The following is a 5381-nucleotide window of genomic DNA, read 5'->3' on the forward strand; positions in this document are numbered from 1 at the left end:
GCCCCGCACCGTCCGGTGCGGGGCTCTCGTCCGTGGTACGCGCGACGACGGCCGAGGCCGGCGAGGATCAGCTGCTGCGGCCCGAGAACGAGCCGACCCACGCCCCCCGGACGCCGAGGGTGGTGCGCCACCCGTCCGCCGTCTTGGTCCGCGACACCTTCGTCCCCATGGCCGAGGTGGCCGTCAGCGTCTTGACCTGGCCGCTCGACCACCGCGACGTCACCGCGATCGAGCGCACCGACGCGAGGCCGAAGACCGACCGGGCCTTCGCCTGCGTGATCGAGTCGCTCCACGTCAGGTACGGGTTGCCGGGCGCCTTGGCCGAGTAGGTGTCGGCCACGTGCGCGAGGTAGGGCAGGGCCGTCGTCCCGAACACCTCCGTGTTGGTCGCCGTGCCGCGGCGCCCTCCCGCGCTGCCGGTCGACGCGAAGTACGGCGTCTCCGCGAACCCGCCCTCGGCGTCGCGCAGCACGGTCACCGTGCCGTCCTGCACCGTGTCGTCCACCGCCGCGACCCAGGCGCTCCCCCAGCTCCCGCCCTGCTTCTTCCAGCCGGTGTAGTGCTGCGAGCGGGTGTCGTCGTAGACATGACAGCCGCACGTGGACTTCAGGCCCTTCACCTTCTCGACGATCGCGTAGTTGCGCGCCGTGACCGCCTGCGCCTCCAGCGCCGCGGCACCGCGGTTGCTGCTCGCGCCCCAGCCCGACGGCATCTCGTCCAGCCCGTAGAGGTACTCGGTGTTGATGACCACCTGGTTGACGACGTTCGGGCGGTTCGACCGCTTCGTCACCACCAGCCGTCCGTTGCGGTAGGTCCCCTGGGCGCCGGCCACGGTCGCGACCGCCTTCGTCCCGGTGGGCTGGTAGTTCCGCGTGCCGGACCACTCGTAGGTCAGGCTGGAGCTCGCGGAGACGCTCTTCGTCGTCGTTCCGCCCTTCGTCACCTTGGCCGTGACCCCCGCGGACGCGACGCCGACGGTGACCTTCTCCGAGGCTCCGCCGCTCGCCACGACCACGCCCGCCGGGTCCTTGAGCCGCCAGGCGCCGGAACCGACCGCCAGCACCGTCCTGGTGCGGCTGTCCGACGGCGGTCCGAGCACCTGCACGTCCAGGGTGGTCCGGGGGTCGTTCGCCGTCGAGACGATGGTGCCCGGGTAGTAGTAGCCGAGGATCTGGGCCGCGGTACGGCCCGAGCGCGACTGCTCGTAGGCGCCCCACTGGGCCATCCCCGCGCCGTGCCCCGAGCCCGAGCCGGAGATCGCGAACCGCACCGGCACCACGAGCACCGTGACACCGCCGCTCGTCGCGTGGCTGGTCCTGAAGCGGTACGTCGTCGAGGCGGTGGGCTGCACCGTGGTCGACACGCGGCCCGTCGACCCGGTCCGCACGGTGCGGACCTTCACCCACGACGTCCCCTTCTTGCGCTGCAGCGTGACCGTCGCGCCCCGCACGGGCTTGCCGGACTTGAGGTAGCGGACCGTGAGGGACTTTCCGGTCGCCGCCGTCGTCGTCCCTCCGCCGGAGCCCGTCAGCGACCAGGTCGCCGCCTGCGCCGGAGGCGCCACGAGCACCGAGGCGAGCGACAGCGTCAGGGCGACGACGAGCGCGAGCAGGGCGACGACCCGGGGCCGCCCGGGGAGGGTCGTGGTCGGGAGCACGCGGACACCTTGCCACATCGGCCCAGGCCAGGGGAACGCCCCCACAGTTCACCCGGGGGCCCGGGGCACCGACCGTCATCGCCGGCGCACGGGCGTCTCCCTCTTCTCGGCACCGTCCACCGAAGGAGAGTCCCCGATGTTCAGCTCAGCTCCCTCCGCCCCCGACCACGACCTCGACGGGGCCGCCGCCCTCGCGGCACAGCTCGACCGCGCGCTCGACGGCACCACGGCACTGCCCGCCGACCCGGCCTACGAGGCCGCGCTCCCCGGCTTCAACCTCGCGCTCGCCCACCGGCCGGCGCTCGTCGTGCGGGCGGCCTCGCCCGAGGACGTCGTCGCGACCGTCCGCGCCGCCGCGGGCCACGGCTTCGGCGTCGGAGTCCGCTCCACGGGCCACAGCGCCGCCGCGACCGGCGCCGGCGACGTCCTGCTCGACGTGTCCGCCCTCGACGCCCTCGTCGTCGACCCCGTCGCCCGCACCGCGACCGTCGGGCCCGGCGTCCCCTGGCAGGCGGTGCTCACCGCCGGCGCGGCCCACGGGCTGGGCGGGCTCTGCGGCTCGTCGCCCCACGTCGGGGTGGTCGGCTACACGCTCGGCGGCGGGCTCGGCCCCCTGGCCCGCACCTTCGGCTTCGCCGCCGACCACGTCCGCGCGATCGACGTGGTCACCCCGGCCGGCGACCTCGTCACGGCGACGCCGACGCAGCACGACGAGCTCTTCTGGGCGCTGCGCGGTGGCGGCGGGGCGTTCGGTGTCGTCGTGGCGATGACGTTCGACCTCTTCCCCCTGGACACGGTCCGCGCGGGCACCCTCTGGTTCGACGTCGACGACGCGCCCGCCGTGCTGCACCGGTGGCGCGAGCACACGACGACGCTGGCCGACGACGTCTCGACGTCCGTCGCCCGCCTGAACCTGCCGCCCCTGCCCGACGTGCCCGAGCCGCTGCGCGGGCGCGCGGTGCTCGTGGTGCGCTACGTGCGGCACGGGCACCTCGCGGCGCCCGACCCCCTGGTCGACGACCTGAGGCAGGTCGCCGCGCCGATCCTCGACGCGGTCGGCGACCTGCCGTACGCGCAGATCGGGGCCGTGCACGCCGACCCGGACGACCCGATGCCGTTCGTCGAGCGTGGCGGGCTGCTGCGCGAGCTCACCGAGGACGCGGTCGACGCGTTCCTCGGGGCCGTGCCGCCCGACTCCCCCGTCCTCGCGGCCGAGATCCGGCTCCTCGGCGGCGCCGTGGCCGCGCCGCCCGCCGTGGCCAACGCCGTCGGCGGGCGCGACGCCGCCTGCACCCTGTTCACCGGGGCGCTCGGCAGCCCGGTCGGGCCGCCCGACGTCGCCGACCGTCTCCAGGCGGTCCACGACGCGCTGGCGCCGTGGACCACCGGCGGCTCGCTGCTCAACTTCGCCGGCCCGCGGGACGACGTCTCCGCCGCCCTGGTGCGCGAGGCGTACGGCCCGGCGATTTACGACCGGCTCCTGGCGCTGCGACGACGGCTGGACCCCACCGGCGTCCTCGCCCCGTCGTCGCGATGGTCCGTCGCCGCCGACATCGCCGCCGACGTCGCGCCCTGACCGGCCGGCCCACCGGGCGACGAGCCACGCGGACGCACGAGAGCCCCGGTACCGACGGGTACCGGGGCTCTCGAGACGACGTGCTCCTGAGGCGGATCAGTCCAGGTAGTCGCGCAGCACCTGGGACCGCGACGGGTGCCGCAGCTTCGACATCGTCTTGGACTCGATCTGGCGGATCCGCTCACGGGTGACCCCGTAGACCTTGCCGATCTCGTCCAGCGTCTTGGGCTGCCCGTCCTGCAGGCCGAAGCGCATGGAGACGACGCCCGCCTCGCGCTCCGACAGGGTGTCGAGCACCTGGTGCAGCTGCTCCTGGAGCAGCGTGAAGCTCACGGCGTCCGCCGGGACGACGGCCTCGGAGTCCTCGATGAGGTCACCGAACTCGCTGTCGCCGTCCTCGCCCAGCGGGGTGTGCAGCGAGATGGGCTCGCGGCCGTACTTCTGGACCTCGACCACCTTCTCGGGGGTCATGTCCAGCTCCTTGGCGAGCTCCTCCGGGGTGGGCTCGCGGCCCAGGTCCTGGAGCATCTGCCGCTGCACGCGGGCCAGCTTGTTGATGACCTCGACCATGTGCACCGGGATGCGGATGGTGCGGGCCTGGTCGGCCATGGCGCGGGTGATGGCCTGCCGGATCCACCAGGTGGCGTACGTCGAGAACTTGTAGCCCTTGGTGTAGTCGAACTTCTCGACGGCGCGGATCAGACCGAGGTTGCCCTCCTGGATCAGGTCCAGGAACAGCATGCCGCGGCCGGTGTAGCGCTTGGCGAGGGAGACGACGAGGCGCAGGTTCGCCTCGAGCAGGTGGTTCTTGGCGCGCTTGCCGTCGTGCGCGATCCACCGCAGGTCGCGGTACATCCGGCGCTCGTCGGCGCTCGCCTTCGTCTTGTCGTAGGCGGCGTAGTCCTTGGACAGGCGCTCCTCGGCGAACAGGCCGGCCTCGATGCGCTTCGCGAGCTCGACCTCCTGCTCGGCGTTCAGCAGCGCGACCTTGCCGATCTGCTTGAGGTAGTCCTTGACGGGGTCGGCGGTCGCGCCGGCCGTGACGACCTGCTGCGCGGGCTGGTCGTCGTCGTCGGTGTCCGAGACGACGAAGCCGGTCTCCTCGTCCTCGCCCTTGCCCTTGCCGGCCGCGGGCTTGGCACCCTTCGCGGCGGCCTCGTTCTCCTGCTCGTCGTCGACGTCGGTCACGTCCTCGAGCTCGACGTCCTCGACGTCCTCGGGGGCCGGCTCGTCCTTCGACGCCGCCTTGCGGCCACGCGTCGGCTTCGCACCCTTGGCCGCGGTCTTGGTCCCGGCGGCCTTGGTCGCGGGCTTCTTGGCGGACGTCGCCTCGGCCGGCTCGTCGTCCGTCGACGCGGCGGACTTCACGGCGGAGGTCGTCACGGTCGAGGTCTTCACCGCGCTCGCGGAGCGCGCCGCCGGCGCCTTCGCGCGCGTAGTGGTGCCCCGGCTCGAGCTGGCGGCGGCGACCTTGGTGGCCGTGGGCACACCGATCTCCACCCCGGCGGTCGCGAAGGCGCGCAGGACCGCCTTCAGACGCTTGGGGTCCGCCACCGCGGCGTTCTCGCAGGCAGCGCGGAAGCTCTCGGCGTCGACCCGGCCGTCGGCGGTGCCTCGGGCGAGCAGCCCCTGCAGGGCAGGGTGCTCGAACTCGCGGGGAAGTGCAGGGTTCTGCGCAGTGGACGCCACAAACCGACCTTTCGGCATTCGAGGGGACGGTGCACCGCCGTCAAGGCCTCCGACTCGGACTGTCGTGGCTCAGGCGGACACCTCTATTGTACCGGCGACATCCGCGACGGAAGGGCACCACGGGCTCCTGCGCCCAGTCCCGTACCCACGTCGTCCGTTCCCCGGTGCTGGCTCAACGTCCGGGGAGTCGCGAAGATTCCCGACGGCACGGGCGGAACGGCGGGCGAAACCCGGGGCGACACGGTGGGCCCGGGCCTCGCACGCCTGCACGCCGGACCGCCCGAGGACGGTCGCGAGCGTCACATCGCACGACACCTGGTCCGCGCGAGTCGTCGCGCGTGTCGTCACGGCTTCACCGCCAGGACCGGACAGGGCGCCTCGAGGAGGATGCGCTGCGCGCCGGACCCGAGGATCAGCTTCCCCACCGGGCTGCGTCGTCGGAGACCCACGACGATGAGC

At 73.4% G+C, this 5381-nt stretch carries 4 protein-coding genes; 1 reads left to right on the forward strand and 3 read right to left on the reverse strand.

The window, feature by feature from the left end; all coding sequences use genetic code 11:
- Positions 1-67 precede the first annotated feature (67 nt).
- The gene (locus ACFWEK_RS18470; RefSeq protein WP_430554982.1) at positions 68-1657 is read right to left on the reverse strand and encodes a SpoIID/LytB domain-containing protein; all 1590 of its coding nucleotides are present in this window, start codon (positions 1655-1657) and stop codon (positions 68-70) included.
- 136 nt (positions 1658-1793) lie between these two features.
- Between ACFWEK_RS18470 and ACFWEK_RS18475 the strand changes: the two genes are divergently transcribed.
- Complete coding sequence (locus ACFWEK_RS18475) at positions 1794-3233, forward strand: FAD-binding oxidoreductase (protein WP_430554983.1); 1440 nt, start codon at positions 1794-1796, stop codon at positions 3231-3233.
- A 96-nt stretch (positions 3234-3329) separates the two neighbouring features.
- Here the strand turns inward: ACFWEK_RS18475 and ACFWEK_RS18480 are convergent, their stop codons facing one another.
- Both ACFWEK_RS18480 and ACFWEK_RS18485 read right to left on the reverse strand, forming a co-directional pair.
- The gene (locus tag ACFWEK_RS18480; protein ID WP_430554984.1) at positions 3330-4922 is read right to left on the reverse strand and encodes an RNA polymerase sigma factor; all 1593 of its coding nucleotides are present in this window, start codon (positions 4920-4922) and stop codon (positions 3330-3332) included.
- Between the two features lie 344 nt (positions 4923-5266).
- Positions 5267-5381, reverse strand: a 115-nt coding sequence (locus ACFWEK_RS18485; RefSeq protein WP_430554985.1) for a universal stress protein, incomplete at its 5' end; no start/stop codon positions are given.

This window comes from Isoptericola sp. NPDC060257, from assembly GCF_042726645.1.
GTDB classification, from domain to species: domain Bacteria; phylum Actinomycetota; class Actinomycetes; order Actinomycetales; family Cellulomonadaceae; genus Isoptericola; species Isoptericola nanjingensis.